The organism is Leptolyngbya sp. PCC 6406 (genome assembly GCF_000332095.2).
GTDB lineage: Bacteria > Cyanobacteriota > Cyanobacteriia > Phormidesmidales > Phormidesmidaceae > PCC-6406.
Genome location: NZ_KI913949.1, coordinates 2,346,603 through 2,363,160, shown reverse-complemented (window position 1 = coordinate 2,363,160; position 16,558 = coordinate 2,346,603). Strand labels below are relative to the sequence as shown.

Annotated in this window: 9 protein-coding genes; 4 read left to right on the top strand and 5 right to left on the bottom strand. The window is 57.7% G+C overall.

Annotated elements, in window-relative coordinates:
• Positions 1-143 precede the first annotated feature (143 nt).
• The 5 genes from LEP6406_RS0210560 to mfd form a co-directional block, all read right to left on the bottom strand.
• Positions 144-2,024, bottom strand: a complete 1,881-nt coding sequence (locus tag LEP6406_RS0210560) for an iron uptake porin (RefSeq protein ID WP_008314384.1) — start codon at positions 2,022-2,024, stop codon at positions 144-146.
• Positions 2,025-2,440: 416 nt separating this feature from the next.
• Complete coding sequence (locus LEP6406_RS27485) at positions 2,441-4,021, bottom strand: hypothetical protein (protein ID WP_008314385.1); 1,581 nt, start codon at positions 4,019-4,021, stop codon at positions 2,441-2,443.
• Positions 4,011-4,757 carry a TIGR03943 family putative permease subunit gene (locus tag LEP6406_RS0210550; protein WP_008314386.1) on the bottom strand — a complete coding sequence of 249 codons (747 nt, stop codon included), beginning with the start codon at positions 4,755-4,757 and terminating at the stop codon, positions 4,011-4,013. The genes LEP6406_RS27485 and LEP6406_RS0210550 overlap by 11 nt, the downstream gene beginning before the upstream one ends.
• Positions 4,758-4,994: 237 nt before the next feature.
• Entirely contained in the window at positions 4,995-6,011 is a 1,017-nt protein-coding gene (locus tag LEP6406_RS0210545; RefSeq protein WP_008314388.1) for a permease, read from the bottom strand.
• A 414-nt stretch (positions 6,012-6,425) separates the two neighbouring features.
• On the bottom strand, positions 6,426-10,013 hold the full coding sequence (gene mfd, locus LEP6406_RS0210540; RefSeq protein ID WP_008314390.1) for a transcription-repair coupling factor: 3,588 nt from the start codon (positions 10,011-10,013) through the stop codon (positions 6,426-6,428).
• A 651-nt stretch (positions 10,014-10,664) separates the two neighbouring features.
• Between mfd and LEP6406_RS0210530 the strand changes: the two genes are divergently transcribed.
• The 4 genes from LEP6406_RS0210530 (at position 10,665) to LEP6406_RS0210515 (ending at position 16,514) form a co-directional block, all read left to right on the top strand.
• Positions 10,665-11,939 carry an esterase-like activity of phytase family protein gene (locus tag LEP6406_RS0210530; RefSeq protein WP_051463665.1) on the top strand — a complete coding sequence of 425 codons (1,275 nt, stop codon included), beginning with the start codon at positions 10,665-10,667 and terminating at the stop codon, positions 11,937-11,939.
• Between the two features lie 239 nt (positions 11,940-12,178).
• Positions 12,179-13,330: an NAD-dependent epimerase/dehydratase family protein gene (locus LEP6406_RS0210525; protein WP_008314393.1), complete on the top strand. Its 1,152-nt coding sequence runs from the start codon at positions 12,179-12,181 to the stop codon at positions 13,328-13,330.
• Between the two features lie 97 nt (positions 13,331-13,427).
• Positions 13,428-14,561, top strand: a complete 1,134-nt coding sequence (locus tag LEP6406_RS0210520; RefSeq protein ID WP_008314395.1) for a glycosyltransferase family 4 protein — start codon at positions 13,428-13,430, stop codon at positions 14,559-14,561.
• Positions 14,562-14,786: 225 nt separating this feature from the next.
• Complete coding sequence (locus tag LEP6406_RS0210515) at positions 14,787-16,514, top strand: mechanosensitive ion channel family protein (protein WP_008314396.1); 1,728 nt, start codon at positions 14,787-14,789, stop codon at positions 16,512-16,514.
• Positions 16,515-16,558: the final 44 nt, after the last annotated feature.

Genomic DNA, 16,558 nt, shown 5'->3' with positions numbered 1-16,558 from the left:
CGTTGCTCCTCGATTGATTGAGACTAAGAATGCCCGTAGGGGGGGTAGCTACTGATCACTGAAGACGGGGAGATTCCGGACGGGTTCCCCGTTTTTTAACCAAAAATCACACGAAAATCATCAGGATTTCATATCACAGCCGTCTAGAAGGTAAAGGTGGTCCGTAGAGCACCGATGCCGATGGTGTCACTGCCGGGGGTATTGGCGGGGTTAAAGATCACAATGAAACCGGGGGTGATGCTGATGGAGTCGCTGATCTGGTGACGGTAGAACGCCTCTAGATGAATGGTTCGCCCTGGTTGTCCGCCTGGGTCACCCAATCCTCCTGCCAGAGCATTGGGCACGTTTTGCCCCTGGCGCAGATTACTGCTAACGATACGGGGCGGCTGACCAATATAGATACCTCCGAGGTTCCCCGGCCTAAATAAATCAGGGAAGTTGGCAAAGAGCATCCAGTTAACCGTGTTCACATTTCCCGATTCTCCAGGAATGGCGGAGATGGTGTAGCCTCCCCAAGTCCCTAGCGTCAACCTGGGATTCACATCCCAGGTGACGGTGGCACCAAAGGCATTGGTTTTTGCGGGGGTTCCCAACCCGGTGATCTGGTCGCCAATCGTCAACTGATCATCCCCAATCCCCGTCCCTAGACTGCCAATAGAGGAGTAGCTGTGGAGGTAATTCAAGGCTAGGTTGAGGCTGTCGTTGGGGGCAGAGGTAAGTTGAAAGCCTAGAACATAGTCATTGGCGAGGGGAGAGATTGGCCCTGGGCCATTGGGGTTTCTGCGATCTGCGAGGGAATACACCCCTTGAAGACTGAGGCGATCGCTGATTTGCCAGTCAAAGCCCACGCCACTACGGCCATTACCCACGCTGGTCACAGGGTTACGCTGGGCAAACAGGGATAGGGGGCCTTGGCCTGCACTTTCATAGCGATTCGGTCCCCGGAAGACGCCGACCGGATCTACGCCGGAGGCTCCTACAATCAGGGCCAAATTATCCCCTACGAGGTGGCGGTAGGTGAGATCGCTCAGGCGAACACTAAAGTTGGTGTCGGACTCGTAGGCAAGGCGAATGTTATTGGTGAGACCCAGAACACTGTTACTAGCGGTATCAAATAGACTATTGCCGGATCCAGATTGGAGCCCAAAGAGGAGCAAGCTCCGGGGGCTGAGTTGAGTGAGAAAGCTTAACTGGGCATTGGAGTAGAAGGTGGTCAAACCGCCGCCCGGATCGTTGGTTTCAGCGACTCCATCCACCGGGAAAAAGTCGGCTCGGTTAACACTACGGGCCTGGAGGCCAAAGATGACTTGGCCAAAAAGGCGAGTGTTGCTGGAGAACTGATTGCCCCGAAGTTCTTCGACGCGGGCTTCGAGGGCTTCGACACTGGTGGTGAGTTCAGCGGCGAACTCGCGCTGGAGGCGGGAGATAGTGCCGATATCGTTGGGGCTGACGTTGACGCTGGTGATCACGTCGAGGCAGGCGGAGAGGCCAGCGGCAAACTCAAAGCGGGAGACGGGGCGATCGCCCCGGAAGGTGCCGTCGGGAAAGCCGCTGAGACACCCGTAGTTGTCGATCAGGTTTCGCAAGGCTTGGAAGGCCCAGTCGGTGGGCTGGACATCGGATAGGCCCACTACCGACGGGGTTTGGGCAAGCTGGTCGGTATCGGGAAGGCTGGGTTGACCGCCGAGGTCGGCATCTGCGAGGGGTTCAAATTCTAGAAGAGAATTGGGATCTGAAGGTTGGGCATTGGCTACTGAAACGGAGTCTGGGGCTGGGTCTGAATCTGTGATGGCCCCTTTGGGCAGGTCTCTGACTATCGCATCCCCTGTCCCCTCTGCTTCGGTAGCCTCTGGGGCGGGAGGTACAGTTTCAGTAGCCTGATCTGTCTCTACGGGGATTAAAGCCTGACTTGGATTAGCGCTATTGGTAACGCTAGTTTCAGAATCTTGCGCCCAGGCCGGCAAGCCGATGGCATTCACTGCCGCTAGGGTCGCTAGCACCGTCCAGCGATATTGAAAGTTCACAGTAGATCTCCTCACACATCAACCACATACCAGAGGCTTGGAAGACAATAACCCCTCTGACTAAGAGGGGGAATTCGCAAAAAATTGTTCCCGGAGAAGTCTCGATTGCGGTCTCTAAGAGCGCTTCAGCCTCTGGATAAACCTATTGACTAGATTTATGCGCTTTTTAAGCAGTTTGTAAAGCCAAAGGCGCTAAATCAAGGTTTCTAACCCCCAAACTCCAAGCTCCCCTGTCGTTGCGCAGGATAGGAGAGAACCTATAGCGATCCTGCATAAGCTTTGAGTAAGCCTTTTCGTGGGTTACGCTTTGCTTCACCCACGCTACGACGGCCTTCAGGAATCAAATAGGATTGCTGCATTGGGGCATCAGGTTTTACACTCTTTGCAGAGTTGGGGGGAATCAACCGAACATCCTCTTAGGGCAACCAAGTTAGGGCTAGCCCCTGGTAGGGCAAAGGTTCTGGATTTAGGGGAGTGGGGGTGGCGGCTTGGCGCTGGGCAGCGGTGGAAAACACCGGTAACAGCCAAGTTTGGGGTACTTGAGGAGTAGTGCCTTGGCCGTCCTCGGGAGTGAGCACCGCCGACAGGAGTAGGGCCAATCCATCGGGGGCAACGCTCATGGTGACCTGGGCTTGGGGCGGAAACGTCACCAGGGGTTGGGGCGTTTGGGATTCGAGATTGATGGCGGTGATGGTGGGTTGCTCTTGATAGATCTCCCCCGGCAACACGTCGCTGGAGAGGACATAGAGAATGCGATCGCTGGGGTCAAACTGGGCATCCAGGATCGATCCGGGCACATTCAGCAGTTCCACTTCATCCCCTCGGCTGCTGACCAACACCAGGGATTGGGTGAAGCGCAGGTCGGGATTATTTTGGTTGAAATCCACCATAGCGGCGGAGAGTCCGTTACGGGTGAGGCCAAAGACCCGCCCGTATTCCGGCAAGAAGTCCAAGGGTTCCCTAGTCTCTGTGCCCTCTGCATCTAGGGGAATGATGGCGGTGCCCTGGCCCTGGAGCATCAGCAGGGTGGCATTGTCTGGCGCAATTAGAAACTCGCCTCCCGGTTCCGTATCCAGGGGGGTGGCCTCTTGCCCCTGCCGCAGGACCCAAGGCCCAAAGTCAGCGGGGTTGGTGGTGTTAACCCGCTGTATCACGATGGTACGGCCATCGGACGAGAGGTCAAAGGCCAGATTCTGGAAGGTATCTCCCGCCAATACTTCGGTCACTGTGCCCGCTGTATCTGGAGCCAAGGAGGGGGTGGGCATTTCCCCCAAGGCTACTTCTGGCGGTTGGGGAGCCAGTCCGGTAGTCACGGTGTAGAGGGTAGGGTTGAGACTCGTGTTGAGGCTGTCGCTGGAGGTGCGATCTAGAGCGGAGAATAGCAGGCGATCGCCGAGGGGATAGGGCTGAAAATCCAGCACGGTCAGGTTGGGGGGGGTCAGCAGGGTGACGTCAGCGTTCTGGGACAGGTTGACCAAGACCAAGCGCCCCTCTTCTTCCCCCTGGGTGCCCAGGTAAACAAAGGCGCGATCGCGGCTGCGAAAGTTGGCCTGAAAGGGTTCAAAGCGGGACTCTTCATCCTCCTGAGCCATGCGATCGCGGGCCGACGAGAGGGTTATCTCAAAGGATTCGCCGTAGGGAATGGGGACATCCAGGGTGTAGGCCAGACGGCGACCCGCCCAACTGATGCGCCCCGGCAAGGGGGGTGACAGAGTGAGATTGGCCTCCACGCTCTGGGTATCCACCGGGCGATTGAAGGTGAGGAGAAAGGCCCGATCCTCCGCTCCCACAGCGGCCCCCTGCCAAGAGAATTTCTGGACCCGCAGGGTGGCGTGGTCCCCCAGCAGGATCAGCGTCGCCGCCGCGATCGCAAGAATGACCATGAGCCCTTGGGCCACCCGATCCAGGGGATGGCGCGGGGGCCGATCTTTTCGCTGATCTTTCCGAGGGAAGACTTTAGGATTGGGGTGAGCGGAATCCACGGACTTAAAACTCATAGGGATTGGCAGGTTCGGGCACCGTTTCCAGGGTATCGGCCTGAATTATCAGTCGCCGCTGATCCTGAATCGTATCTGTGGCCATTGTGCCAGTGATGGCGATCCAACTGTCGGGAGCATAGTCGCTGCGGCTGCCCACAACTTGCACCGGCAGACCAATGGGGTAGGCATCCGCCGCACAACAGGTCATCACAAAGCGGGCCACCATGAAGTAGTCGTCTGCCCAATCGGGGGGATGGATGACAAACCCTGTCACATTCACCGGGTCACCGCTGTAGGCGTCTGGCTCCGGATACACGTTCAGGGTGCGGTACCAATCCGTCAGGGTCCGAGACTCCGGCGGTGTATTGCGCTGGAAGCGCTGGGGTTGCGATCGCGTCATTCCCACCGGCTCCGCAATCCCCCGTGCCAGGGCCGTATCGCTAGTAAAGGGCCGGGGCACATAGACCAGCCCCAGCACCGCTACCCCCAGCAAAATCGCCACGCTCCACTGACGGGGCAGGAGGGCAATGTGCTGTCCGGAGTTAAGCTCCTGGGTGGCCCTGACTAGGTCTATCACCCGTCCCAGGGCCATCGCCAGCAACACCCACCCTGCCCCAATGGCCAGCCAGTGGTAGTCCGGGTGCAGCAAGACCGCCAGTCGCCCTGTCCACTGGTAGCGCAGCAGCATCAACCCCCACAGCAACAGAGCGAGGGTATCGATAATCAAGGGCCAAGGTAAGGTGGAACGCTTCATAGGTCTTGGAACATTTCAAAAAAATTTCATCCCCGGATTCACCGGCACCGGGCGGGGCGAGGCGGATTTTGAGCGGTTGTATCGGAATTCCCCAGCAGACACGAGCTAAACCCGCACCAATATCCCAACACGGATCATCCGGCGACAAGGGCAACCACAAGGGATTGCCCCTACACCTCCCCCACACCCCCACACCCCAATACCCCAATACCCCCACTCCCCCACTCCCCCACTCCCCTACCAACTCGTATACAAACTCACCCCCAGCGTCAGAACAAAGGTCAACTGGGCCGCCAATATAAAGAGATACATCACCGTGCGTCCTTTGAAGGTGGTCAGCAGCAGGGAAATGTTTTTCAAGTCGATCATGGGGCCAAAGACGAGGAAGGCGAGTAGGGAGCCGCTGGTAAACACTGAGGCAAAGGAGAGGGCAAAGAAGGAATCCACCGTGGAGCAAATGGACACGACCCAGGCTAGGGTCATCATCGCCAGGATGGAGGTAATCGGTCCCTGGCCCAGGGTCAGGATCCATTCCCGAGGGATGGCGACTTGGACGGTGGCCGCGATCGCACTTCCCAGCACCAGCACCGCCCCCAGTTCTCGGAACTCCTGCAACATCATGGCTAGGACGGCGCGGAACTTGGTGTTCCAGGGTGCTTTCTCTAGGGCGGCGGCGCTTAGGGTTTCAAACATGGGCACATCCAGGCGTAGGGCTCCCTCCGACTGCAACAGATAGGTGCCCCCCGCCAGGAGATTACTGTCGGAGGTCGCCAAGGCTGGCTCAGGGGTGGGGCTGGGCAAATAGCGGGCCACCGTCGGTTGTAAAAAGGGCCGCAGATCCTTTTGGGCACTAAAGACCCAGCCGATCACCACCGCAATCAAGACCGTCAAGCCCACGCGCCAAAACACCATGGCGGGCTGGTCGCGAAAGGCTACCCAGGTCGCCCAAAATACAATCGGGTTCACCGTGGGAGCCGCTAGCAAAAAGCCGATTGCCAGTGCTGATGGAGCCCCCTGCATGAGCAGCCGCCGCGCCACGGGCACATTACCGCATTCACACACCGGGAACAGGCAACCAAAAAGGCTCCCCGCTAAGGCGGCGAGGGCGGGGTGTTTGGGCATCCGCTGTACCAAGGCCCGCTCGTCCACCAGTACTGCCAGGGCGCTGGAGAAAATTACTCCCAGGAGCAAAAATGGCGTGGCTTCAACCAACAGGCTGAGGAAGAGGGTGAGGGCTTGGTTGAGTTGGGACATTGGGTAGGGGGGTGATGGGGTAGGGGGGTGTATAGCCTAACGGCATTCAAGAAAGGCGTTGGTGAAGCCACTCCCAGGGAGTTAGCCTGCCCGGAGGGCTTTGGGGTGGGGGAGGTGATAGGAGTTTTGAGTTTTGAGTTTTGAATTAAATATCCCGTAGGGTGCATAACGCTAAGGCGTGGCTTCGCCCACGCGAAGCAATGCACCGCAGAGGTGCCGCGCCAGATGCAGGGTTTTGGGGTAGGGGCGCGGTTTCCGCGCCCAATGCAGGATGTCTCTGTAGGGGCGGGGTTTTTGTGCCCAATGCAGGATGTGGGGTAGGGGCGGGGTTTCTGCGCCCTAGGGAGGGACGGGGGTTCCGCGCCCTGGGGAGGGGGGAGTTCTGTGGTCAATGGCGATGGATGCATGGGGATTTTATGCGATCGCAGTTGTTTCTGGAATGGCTGACCGCATGTGTTGGAACCACTCCATGAGATTGTCCACCTGCTTTTCTGGCTTCAGCACCCCGAGTCCGCGCACTGTCACCCGACCTGGAGCATAGACAAACCGGGGTTTGAGGTGGCTGGGAATATTGTCCTGGAGGCGCTTCCAGGCGGGTTCTTCCATGGGCGTTTCTAGAATAATGTGTTGTTTGCCCTCTGGTTTGATGCGGGCAAAGCCCAGTTGCTTGGCGATTTGCTTCAGCTCTAGCACGCGCAGTAACTGCTCTGTGGCGTAGGGAATTGGACCGTAGCGATCGTTGAGATCCGCTGCAATTTGGGTCAGTTCCCGCTTGCTGTTGGCGGTGCCCAAGGCCCGGTAAACGCTCATCTTTTGCTCCACATCTGAGATGTAGTCGTTGGGGATAAAGGCGGTCACCTTCAGGTCCATCTGGGTGTTGTCCACCTTGGGAATTTCCTGGCCCCGAATGTCGGCAATTTCCTCCTCTAGCATGTCCATGTAGAGATCAAAGCCTACCGCATCCATCTGCCCCGACTGCTCCATCCCTAGCAGGTTCCCGACGCCGCGAATCTCCATATCCCGCATGGCGAGCTGGTAGCCCGACCCTAGCTGGGCAAATTCCTGAATCGCCCGCAGCCGTTGGCGGGCCTGGGGGGTGAGGCTCTGCTGGCGGGGGTAAAACAGCCACGCATGGGCTTGGATGCCTGAGCGCCCCACCCGCCCCCGCAGTTGGTAGAGCTGGGAGAGGCCAAAGCGGTGGGCATCTTCGATCAGGATGGTATTCACCCGAGGGATATCCAGCCCCGACTCGATGATGGTGGTACAGACGAGGATGTCTGCCTCGCCGCTGCTGAAGGTGAGCATCGTGGACTCCAGTTCTCCCTCCTGCATTTGGCCGTGGGCCACCATAATTCGGGCTCCGATCACCCATTCCCGCAATCGGCCTGAGATTTCTTCAATGCCCTCGACGCGGGGCACGACGTAGAAGATCTGGCCTCCCCGATCCAATTCCTGGCGGATGGCGCTGCGGATGGCTTCGGGGTCGTAGGGGGAGAGGTGGGTTTTGATGGCCCGACGGGAGGGGGGCGGTGTGGTGATCAGACTCATTTCCCGCACGCCAGAAAGGGCCATGTAGAGGGTGCGAGGGATGGGGGTAGCGCTGAGGGTGAGAACATCCACCTCGGCTTTGAGGGCTTTGATTTTTTCCTTTTGGTTCACGCCAAATCGCTGCTCTTCATCCACCACCAGCAATCCCAGGTCTTGGAACTGGACGCCTTTGCCCAGGAGTTGGTGGGTGCCTACCACCACATCCAGTTCTCCGGTTTTGAGGCGCTGGAGGATGTCCTTTTTTTCCTCGGCACTGCGGAAGCGGTTCAGCAGCCCGATCTGGATCGGGTAGGGGGCAAAGCGTTCCTTTAGGGTGTGGTAATGCTGCTGAGTCAGGATGGTGGTAGGGGCTAGGAGAGCCACCTGTTTGTGGGCCGTAATGGCCTTGAAGATGGAGCGCACCGCTACTTCTGTTTTGCCAAAGCCCACGTCGCCGCAGACGAGGCGATCCATGGGGCGATCGCTTTCCATGTCTCGCTTCACATCCTGCACGGCTTTGAGCTGATCGGGGGTGGGCTGGTAGGGAAAGGAATCCTCTAGTTCCTGTTGCCAGGGCATATCAGCGGGGTAGGTAAAGCCCTGGAGCTTGGCCCGCTGGGCGTAGAGCTTGAGCAGGTCTACCGCCACCTTTTGCACCGCTTTGCGGGCGCGGCCCTTGGTTTTTTCCCAGGCTTTGCCCGACATCTTGTTGAGTTCGGGGGCGCGCTCGGTGGTGGAGCGATAGCGAGACAGGGTGCTGACTTGGTCCGCTGCGACCCGCAGCAGGCCATCGGCGTACTGGATTACCAGGTATTCCCGTGTTTCCCGATCCACCGTCAGGCTTTCTAGTTTCAGAAACCGTCCAATGCCGTGGTTGCGGTGGACGACAAAGTCCCCCGGCTTCATTTTGTTGGGGTCTACCTGCTTGGAGGTGGCCCGCCGTCGCTTCCGCACATAGCCCGGAGTGGCGAGGCTGTGTTGACCAAAGAATTCTCGGTCTGTCACCACCACCAGCCGCAGGGTGGGCAGGACAAAGCCCTCTAGTTCCGCCAGACCGGAGTATTTCACCGCTACGGGAATGTGCTGGATCTGGAGTTTGTCAATGGCGGGATAGTCCCGTGGATTGGGGATGAACTGGGCGGGGCAGTCATGCTCCTGCAACAGGGCCACCGACCGGGAGGGCTGGGCCGATACTAACCACACGGCAAAGTTGCGATCGCGCTCTGCCCGAATTGTTTCCGCCAACTTGGCAAACTGGTGGGGAATCGCGGGCACCGGACGGCTGGCCAGATTCAATCCCCCCGCATTTTCCTCCGACAGTTCTGCGAGATCGATGCGCTGGAAGGCTTCTAGGTCTTGGAGTGCCTGGGTAAATGAGCGGTGGATTTGGGGGAGTGGGGGAGTGGGGGAGTGGGGGAGTGGAATGGAATCCGTAGGGGCAATCCCTTGTGGTTGCCCTTGTTGCCGGGTGACCGATGTTGGAGGAATGAGAGGGAGTGGGGGGGTGGGCTGTTCTATCCCGGCGTTCACCTCTCGCCAGTGATCCGCGACATGTTCGACCCAGCGATCGCTGTGGGCGTGGCACTGGTTGGGCTCATCCAGTGCCACCACCGCATTCTCCGGCAGATAGTCCAGTAGGGAGGCGGGGTGGGGAAAGGCCAGACCCAGCCAACGACGGACCCCTTCGGGCTGGGTGCCGTTATCTAGGGCTTCCAGGTCACTGTCGGCAAATAGGCTCTCTAGGTGCCCCTGCTCCCGCAGGATGTCCAGAATTAGGGGGCTGTAGTCCGTGGGGGTGAGGACGAGGCGTTGCACCTCATCTAGCGATCGCTGACTGGTGGGGTCAAATTCCCGCATCCGGTCTAGCTCATCGCCAAATAACTCCAGCCGCAGGGGTAGCTCGGAGGACACGGGATATACATCCACAATGTCTCCCCGCTGCGCCCATTGCCCCTCGGTTTCCACTAGGGCCACCCGTTCGTAGCCCAGACGGGCAAGGCGCTGTCCCAGGGTCTTGAGGTTGATCTCCAGTCCTTTGGTCAGGGTGAGACAGTAATCCGTCAGGGCGGAGACGGGGGGCAGGTGGGGCTGGAGGGCGCGTTCGGTGGTAACAATTGCGGTGCGTTCTAGGGGCAGGCCGCTGGTGAGGTCCGCTAGCACTTGGAGTTGGCCCCAGGTCATCTCCGATTCCTGATCAAAGGGTTCGTAGGGGGAGGTTTCGGAGGTGGGGTAGACATGCACCGTGGTCCACCCCATGAGATCCAGTTGGGCGGCCCACCGACTGGCTTCCTCTAGGGTGGCGGTGATGACCAGCAGGGGCGCAGACTGCTGTTGGGCCAGGGTAGAGGCCACTAGCCCCTTGGGCAATCGGGCGGCTCCGTTGAGAATGATTCGTCCCTGCTGCTGGAGCTTGCCCAGGAGGTCTGCGATCAGGGGCGACCGCCCTAGGGTCCGAACGATAGAAGAGAATGCCATTGCTTTACCCAACACCACAGCCAAAGCGCCCCCGATGACGATACATCGGGGTTTCTATTCATGATTTGCGGAGGACGTGTGGTAGTCAGTAGCGTGGCCACCCCCCAGGGACTAGACCGGCCCTTTAGGGCCACCGCACCCCTCCCAATCGCTTTCAATTGTAGATGCTAAGAAAGGTTACAGCAGACCCAACGCAATCCCACCTAGGTGGGAGGAAGCTCCATGCTGGCGATGAGGTCAGGCAATACCCCTGTGCCACAGAATACTGGATTGCCGACTATCAAGGACTGGGCGGTGAATTCTTCATTGGTCGTCCTAAGCAACCCACATTAACCGTCTGTAGCTTGAATTCTGTTTGAATACAGAGGGGCGTTACAACCGGCAATTGCTGCGCGGCGACCAGCGCATTACCTCTTCTGTCTTTCCCAACTTGAATCTGACCGCCCAAGCCATCCTCGGGGTTTGATGAGATTGCTCCCCAGCAGCTATTGATCCCTAGCCGGTATGAATGCCGGTCTTCAGCATTCTCAGCCCTCCGAGGTTTTGAAAACCTCGGAGGGCTACACTCCTCGAAAGAGGTCTGAACATCATAGCGGAGGTCTCAGGAACAGGATGAACCAGCACTGGCAGCGGGTAAGACGGGGAATCGCGATGGCCCCTTGGGTCCGGTCCTTAACCATCGCGCTACTGTTTCTGACGAGTCTGATCGGTCTCCTCGGGCTGGGGGGCTGCACCCTGCCCCAAGTTCAGGCGGAGGATCGGTTATTTTTACCCCTGGCGGTGGACTTTTTAGATGTCGTTACCCTGCCCCCCCAGTCCGTAGAGGATACCCCCGTCGGGGGACTGTCGGCTTTGGCCTATGACCCGCGCCAGAGCCGCTTCTATGCCCTATCGGACGATCGCGGCAATTTAGCCCCGCCCCGGATCTATACCCTGGACCTGCCCCTAGTCCCTACGGGGGATGGAGGAGCCCAGATTGGCACTGCCCAGGTCACAGGGGTCATTCTCTTACGGGATAGTCAGGGACAACCCTATGCCCCTAATCTCTTAGATCCTGAGGGCTTGGCCCTGTCTCCCCGCAACTCCTGGTTTGTGAGCAGTGAAGGGGTGCCCAGCAGCGGTAGCCCTCCGGCCCTGAATGAGTACGACCTGACCAGCGGCCAGTTACGAACCCAACTGCGGCTGCCAGATCGCTATCTGCCCAACGATCCGGCTGTGGATCCGGATCTGGCTACAGATTCCGCGATGGCCAAAGGCCGGTCGAAGACCATCGCACCTGATGCCACTGCTCCCCGCCGGGGTACCCGCAATAATCTCGGCCTAGAGGGACTGACCCTAAGCCCCACCGCCGCTAGTGGGGATTTCGAGCCTTTTCGCCTTTTTACTGCCCTGGAATCGGCCTTAGCCCAGGACTTTGATCCTGACCCGGCCCAGCCCCTCGTGAGTCGGTTTCTGCATTATTTAATTGGGCCAAATCAGTCCACCCTGATTTCCGAACATGCCTATGGTCTATCCCTGGAGCCCCTGGGTAGCATCGTCCATGGTCTGTCGGAGATTTTGGCCCTAGACCAAGCAGGGCACTTTCTCGGCCTAGAGCGGGCCTACGGTTTGCGGGGCTTTGACGTGAAACTGTGGCAACTGGCCACGGGCGGAGCCACAGATACCACTGGCATTACCACCCTCTCCTCCCTGTCTGAGGGCATCAACCCCATTCGCAAGCAACTGGTCCTGAATTTTGCGGACTTGGGGGAACCCAGTGGGGGTGCAGATAACCTGGTGGATAACCCAGTGGACAACCTAGAGGGGATGGCCCTGGGACCACCTCTCCCCGACGGTTCCCCCAGTCTATGGCTGATTAGCGACGACAATTTTTCTTCGGAGCAGGTTACCCAGGTGTGGCTGTTTCGCCTGCGCGGACTCCAATAGGGGCATCCTATCGTCACGACTTTTACTCGAAGTATGCCATCCCCAAAATCATTCCGTGGATTGATTCAGCCTGCGGCCCTAGGGATGGTATACCCTAGCTCGTTGATGAACATGTTAATGAACATTCTGGACTAGTCTTGGGCTGGAATCCTCTCAGTCAGATTTTGAATGGATTGCCTACAGAGCACCCTAACCTGATAATCTGAGCGAGTATCAGCATTAGTGTTTTACGAATTGACATGAGAGTCTTAGTCATTGGCGGTGACGGATATTGTGGTTGGGCGACGGCTCTTTACCTGTCTAACCATGGTTACGAAGTGGCGATTCTAGACAGTTTGGTGCGGCGTCACTGGGATGCCCAACTCTGTACGGATACCCTGACCCCCATCGCCCCGATCCAGACTCGCCTCCAGCGCTGGAAGGATCTGACGGGCAAGACTATTGATCTCTTCATCGGCGACCTCAACGACTATCCCTTCCTAGAGAAGTCGTTGCTCCAATTCCAGCCTGAGGCCGTGGTTCACTTTGGGGAACAGCGCTCTGCCCCCTTCTCTATGATTGACCGGGAGCACGCGGTGCTGACCCAGGCCAATAATGTGATTGGCAACCTAAATCTGCTCTATGCCCTGCGGGATCACTTCCCCGACTGTCATCTGGTGAAGCTGGGCACCATGGGCGAGTATGGCACCCCCAACATCGACATCGAAGAGGGGTATATCACCATTGAGCACAACGGACGCAAGGACACTCTGCCCTATCCCAAGCAGCCCGGATCCTTTTATCACCTCTCCAAGGTCCACGATTCCCACAACATTCATTTTGCCTGCAAAATTTGGGGTCTACGGGCTACAGACTTGAATCAGGGGGTGGTCTATGGGGTACTGACGGAAGAAACTGGGATGGACGAGTTGCTGATTAACCGTCTTGACTACGATGGGGTGTTTGGCACTGCCCTCAATCGCTTCTGTATTCAGGCTGCTATCGGCCATCCCCTCACGGTCTATGGCAAGGGGGGCCAGACCCGTGCATTCCTGGACATCCGCGATACTGTGCGTTGTGTGGAAATTGCGATCGCAAATCCCGCCAAGTCCGGTGAGTTCCGCGTCTTCAACCAATTCACCGAGATGTTCAGTGTTGGCGAGCTCGCCAACATGGTGAAAAAGGCAGGCATTACCCTGGGTATGAACATCGACATTCAAAACCTGGAGAATCCTCGGGTGGAGATGGAAGACCACTATTTCAATGCCAAGAACACCAATCTCCTTGATTTAGGGCTACAACCCCACTATCTCTCTGACTCATTGCTAGATTCTCTTCTGAACTTTGCCGAGAAGTATAAGAGTCGGGTAGACAAGCAGCAGATTATGCCCAAGGTGCAGTGGCGTCGGTAGGCAGACAACAGTAGGTAGAAACGAGGGGGGAATAAGTCCCCCCTCTGGGACGGGTTTTCTTGGGTCTTTAGGTCTATCCAGTTCGGCTCCGAGAGTTATGCGTATTGCCCTGTTTACTGAGACATTTTTGCCCAAGGTAGATGGCATCGTCACCCGTCTAAAACACACGGTAGAGCAGCTTCAACGCCTGGGGGATCAGGTGTTGGTCTTCTCTCCCGACGGAGGACTAACAGAGTACCAGGGGGCACAGATTCATGGGGTTTCGGGGTTAGCCTTTCCCCTTTATCCCGAACTGAAACTGGCGTTGCCTCGCCCTTCCATTGGCGAAGCATTGGAGCAATTCAAGCCAGACCTAATCCATGTGGTGAACCCGGCGGTACTGGGGCTGGCGGGGATCTACTATGCCAAAACCCTAGACATTCCCCTGATGGCGTCTTACCATACCCACCTGCCCAAGTATCTGGAGCACTATGGGTTAGGGATGCTGGAGGGACTGATGTGGGAGTTGCTGAAGGCGATGCATAATCAGGCCCGCATTAATCTAGCCACCTCAACGGCGATGCAGCAGGAGCTGACGGAACACGGCATTGAGCGGGTGCAGGTGTGGCAGCGGGGGGTAGATACGGACCTGTTCCGCCCAGAATTGGCCAGTCGGGCCATGCGCGATCGCTTATCCCAGGGCCACCCCGATGCACCCCTGCTGCTCTATATCGGTCGCCTCTCGGCGGAGAAGGAAATCGATTGCATCAAGCCAGTGCTGGAGTCGATTCCCGGTGCGCGGCTAGCCCTCGTGGGGGATGGCCCCTATCGGGAGGAACTAGAAAAGCATTTTGACGGTACGAATACGAATTTTGTCGGGTATTTGGCGGGGGAAGAACTGGCCTCTGCCTATGCCTCGGCGGATGTGTTCGTATTCCCGTCCCGGACGGAAACCCTAGGGCTGGTGCTGCTAGAGGCAATGGCGGCGGGATGTCCAGTGGTGGCAGCGAATTCTGGGGGCATCCCCGACATCGTCACCAATGGGGAAAATGGCTATATGTTTGACCCCCAGGATGAGAATGGCGCGATCGCGGCTACCCAGCGTATTTTTGCCACGGATGCCCTGCGGGAGACCCTACGCCTCAATGCCCGTGCCGAGGCCGAGCGTTGGGGCTGGCGCGGCGCGACCCAGCAACTCCAGAAGTTTTACCAAGAGATTTTGACGGAAACCCGTCTCCCCTTTGCTGCCTAGGACTCAGTCACTTCAGCCAGCAGTCAACGGGCTCGGTTCTCTGTAATCTTCCAAGTCGTGACAGGCAAGGGGCTTAAGCCCCTTGTTCCCCGAAGTGTCATTAAGTTGAGGAGTACCTCATCCATTAGGGAACCGCTATGGCAGTCACCCGGACGGGCTTAGGCTAGACCGCGTAAAATTTCGTCAACCGGGAAAGATACTCTACGACGGCACGAAGGATATCTTGTGGGTCATTCTGTGCATCGCCATTCTGTGAGTAGCCCTTTGGGTTGGGTACATCATTGTTTCCGTCATGGGTGGAGCTGGCTGCTGCTGGGATTAGCCACCTGGGGGCTGGTGCTGAGTTTGGCGGGACCAGTCTACCCGCAAGTCTCTCCCCAGCCCCCGACCCCAGAGCAGACAGAGGAATCGCCCCCCAACTCGGCCTCGGTGGTGCTGGACGGACGCACCTTGTTTTCCGTTGCGAATACTCGCCAGATCACCTCCCTAGAGCGGGCCAGCTATATTAGCCAGGAACTCGCGCAACTGGTGAGAACCCAGGATCTGTTTCAAGTGAGATGGGTCGAGCGAGATCAGGTGCCCGTGATTTTGGTCAATGGGGGCTACCTGATGACCGTTACCCAGGCCGATGCCGCCCTGGCCCAAGTTGATAGCGCTGAGATCCAGGCGGAAATCTGGGTGGAGCTGATTACTCAGGAACTGCGGATGGCTCAGACAGAGCGGAGTCAGGAGGTGCGTCTGAGGCGATTGGCCTTTGCGATCGCAGTTTTTTGTCTGGCTCTCCTGCTCCACCGTCTGATCGGTGAACTTTGGCGGCGATCGCTGCGACCTGTTCTAGAACAAATCACCACCCACCAGGATGGCGACCCAGAGGATCCCCACAGCCCGCCTACAGGACTAAACCTCCTGCTCAATCTCCTGTTAACGGTGGTACGGGGCGGACTCTGGTTTGGGGTTAGTGTTTACATCACTAATCTCTTTCCCGTTACCCGCCGCTGGAGCTATTTTGTTCAACAGCAGACCTGGAGGAGCCTTAGTCAGCCCAATTTGCGCCTGGGTCAGCGAGATTTTTCCATCCTCAGCCTGTTGATTTTGATGGGGCTTCTGCTGGGACTGGTGGTGCTGGCGGGCATCTGTACTAACTTTCTGCGATCGCGTATTCTCCACCTGGCTGGCTTCGATCGCGGCTCCCGAGAAGCAGTGGCCATTCTGATCAAGTACAGCCTTATCTTCGTCGGCACCGTGGTACTGTTGCAAATTTGGGGGCTAGACCTCAGTTCCCTGGCCCTGCTTGCCAGTGCCCTAGGGGTCGGGATTGGCCTCGGGTTGCAAAACATCACCAAGGACTTCGGCAGCGGCATTGTCCTAGTCTTTGAACGCCCCATCCAAGTGGGGGACTTCGTCGAGTTTGGCGAATTTCAGGGCACCGTGGAGCGTATTGGAGCCCGTAGCACAGAGATTAAAACCCTGGATCAAGTGTCCATCATCGTCCCCAACTCCCGTTTCCTAGAGCAAGAGGTGATCAACTGGAGTCACCGTAACCCCGTCTCCCGCATTCGCATTCCCATCGGCGTAGCCTACAGCGCCGACCCATCCCAAGTGCGGGAAGTGTTGATAGCAGTGAGTCAACACCATAGCAAGGTGCTGTCCATGCCCTCTCCCCAGGTATTCTTCAAGGGATTTGGGGAAAGTGCCCTCAACTTTGATCTGCTGGTGTGGATTGCGGAACCGCACCAGCAACCCGTGATCAAAAGTGATTTATATTTTTCTGTAGAAGCAGAGCTGCGGGATTGTGGCATTGAAATTCCCTTTCCCCAACGAGATCTGCATATTCGCAGTGGCCAGTTGCCCATTAGCCTATCCCCTAGAGACCGTCAGAACTTAGGTTCTAAGCCCCAGATGGGTCATAGTCGGCCTGCCCCGGACCCAGAAGAATGTCCACCCTCTCCATAACAGTATCTCCATCTACCTCGTACCAGGTACTTCAGCGATGGTAT

Coding starts and splice junctions, on each gene's coding strand:
- LEP6406_RS27485 (WP_008314385.1), bottom strand. CDS start 4,021: ATGAGTTTTAAGTCCGTGGATTCCGCTCACCCCAATCCTAAAGTCTTC.
- LEP6406_RS0210550 (WP_008314386.1), bottom strand. CDS start 4,757: ATGAAGCGTTCCACCTTACCTTGGCCCTTGATTATCGATACCCTCGCT.
- LEP6406_RS0210545 (WP_008314388.1), bottom strand. CDS start 6,011: ATGTCCCAACTCAACCAAGCCCTCACCCTCTTCCTCAGCCTGTTGGTT.
- mfd (WP_008314390.1), bottom strand. CDS start 10,013: ATGGCATTCTCTTCTATCGTTCGGACCCTAGGGCGGTCGCCCCTGATC.
- LEP6406_RS0210530 (WP_051463665.1), top strand. CDS start 10,665: ATGGCCCCTTGGGTCCGGTCCTTAACCATCGCGCTACTGTTTCTGACG.
- LEP6406_RS0210525 (WP_008314393.1), top strand. CDS start 12,179: ATGAGAGTCTTAGTCATTGGCGGTGACGGATATTGTGGTTGGGCGACG.
- LEP6406_RS0210520 (WP_008314395.1), top strand. CDS start 13,428: ATGCGTATTGCCCTGTTTACTGAGACATTTTTGCCCAAGGTAGATGGC.